4 protein-coding genes are annotated in these 1,677 nt (G+C 71.6%); 3 read left to right on the top strand and 1 reads right to left on the bottom strand.

What is annotated here, in order from left to right; genetic code table 11:
- The 3 genes from FV222_RS25190 to FV222_RS25180 form a co-directional block, all read left to right on the top strand.
- Window positions 1-343: L,D-transpeptidase family protein (locus FV222_RS25190; protein WP_147815923.1), on the top strand; the 343-nt coding region annotated here is incomplete at its 5' end.
- Window positions 344-480: 137 nt separating this feature from the next.
- Complete coding sequence (locus tag FV222_RS25185) at window positions 481-879, top strand: nuclear transport factor 2 family protein (RefSeq protein WP_246685655.1); 399 nt, start codon at window positions 481-483, stop codon at window positions 877-879.
- Between the two features lie 123 nt (window positions 880-1,002).
- Window positions 1,003-1,191: a putative motility protein gene (locus tag FV222_RS25180; protein WP_147761351.1), complete on the top strand. Its 189-nt coding sequence runs from the start codon at window positions 1,003-1,005 to the stop codon at window positions 1,189-1,191.
- A 12-nt stretch (window positions 1,192-1,203) separates the two neighbouring features.
- Here the strand turns inward: FV222_RS25180 and FV222_RS25175 are convergent, their stop codons facing one another.
- On the bottom strand, window positions 1,204-1,587 hold the full coding sequence (locus FV222_RS25175; RefSeq protein WP_147761352.1) for a VOC family protein: 384 nt from the start codon (window positions 1,585-1,587) through the stop codon (window positions 1,204-1,206).
- Between the last annotated feature and the right edge of the window lie 90 nt (window positions 1,588-1,677).

Here is a 1,677-nt window from a genome sequence, read left to right as displayed (position 1 = left end):
GGACAACCTCGCCCGCCCCGTCACCGCCCTACCCTTGCGCCGGACCGCCCCCGGCGACGGCTGGTGCGACGACGTCCGCGACCGGCGCTACAACCGCCCGATCGCCCTCCCCGCGCCCGGCGTGAGCGCGGAGCGGATGTGGCGCGACGACGGCCTCTACGACGTGGTGATCGACCTCGACCACAACCGGGGCCCGATCCGCCCCGGCCGCGGCTCCGCGATCTTCCTGCACGTCGCCCGCCCGGGCTACACGCCGACGGAGGGCTGCGTCGCGCTGAAGCGCGCGGACCTGTTGCGGCTGCTGCGGCGGCTGGGGCCGCGGACGCGGATCGTGATCGGGTGACCTGGCGGGGACGGTTCCAGACGAGACAGCGAATCGTCGTGTCTGCGATGGGCGGATCTCCACCCGTCCGCACCTTCTCACCCGCCATCCCGGCCGATACGCTCGCGTGTGACATCACTACCGCGAAAGGATGCACCGTGCCGGACGCAATCACGCCCGCGACGACGGATGGGCCGGACTACGACCGCCTGCTCCGCGCGAACCTGGAACGGGTGTTCAACGAACGTGACGGCAGCATGCGTGCGTGCGCTCTGGACGAGCTCTATGGCGCCGGCCCCGTCATGTACGAGCCCGCGAACGTCGTTAGGGGTCGTGCGGCGATCTCCGAGGTCGCCGGCAAGCTTCTCGAACAGTTCGGGCCGGACTTCCGCTTCGTGCCCGACGGCGCCGCGGTCGGGCATCACGGTTTCGGCGTCCTGCGCTGGCGTGCCGGCCCCAGCGACGGACCCGTCGTCGTCACCGGCTCGGACGTGGCGGACGTCGTCGACGGCCGGATCGAGCGCCTCTGGGTCATGCTGGACCCGCAGAAGACCTAGGCGTTACCGGCTTCGGCTCGCGAAGCAGACGTTGGGCCGAAGCCGGCCCCCTGCCGAATCCCGCGACGAACCTCGCAGCACCCGCGTAACCCGTCCTTCATCGTCGCGGGGCAAGGATGGGGCATGACCAGCCTCGTTGCCCAAGCCGTCCAGATGCAGGCCGGTGCCCTGTCTCAGTCGATCGGCACCGCGGTCGCGCGGCAGCAGATCGACGCGCAGAAAGGGGTCGCCACCCTGCTCGCGGAGACGGCGGCGTCCGCCTCGCCGCCGGCGCCCGCCGGCCAGGGGCGGCTCGTCGACCGGACGGTGTAGCCGCCGGCCGCGTCAGCTTGGGAAACGGTAGAGCGCGCAGAGCTTGTTGCCGTCCGGATCGCGCAGGTAGGCGAGGTACATCCTGCCGGCGGACCCCGTGCGCTCGCCCGGTGGGTCCTCGACCGATGTGCCGCCGTTCGCGACGCCGGCGTCGTGCCAAGCCTTGGCCTCGTCCGGGCTTTCCATCGTGAACCCGATGGTGCCGCCGTTGGCGCCGGTCGCGGCCTTCCCGTCGACCGGCTTGGTGACGATCAGTCGGCCGCCGCGGTGCGCGTAGATCAGCCGCCTCTTGGCATCTTCGAAACCCGGCTCTCCGCCGGTCGCGGCGAAGAGCGCGTCGTAGAACGCCTTCGTCTGGGCGAGGTCGTTGCTGCCGATCGTGATGTGGCTGAACACCGTGCTTGGTCCTCCGTCGTGGGCGGCCGCCGCGGCGACGGGGGTCGATGCCCGGTCGCGGCGGCGCGGAGGCCGGTATGAGGCTTCAGC

The sequence above is a fragment of the Methylobacterium sp. WL103 genome (genome assembly GCF_008039885.1).
GTDB lineage: Bacteria > Pseudomonadota > Alphaproteobacteria > Rhizobiales > Beijerinckiaceae > Methylobacterium > Methylobacterium cerastii.
The sequence above is the reverse complement of the archived record's forward strand: the minus strand, read 5'-3'. Positions and strand labels throughout refer to the sequence as shown.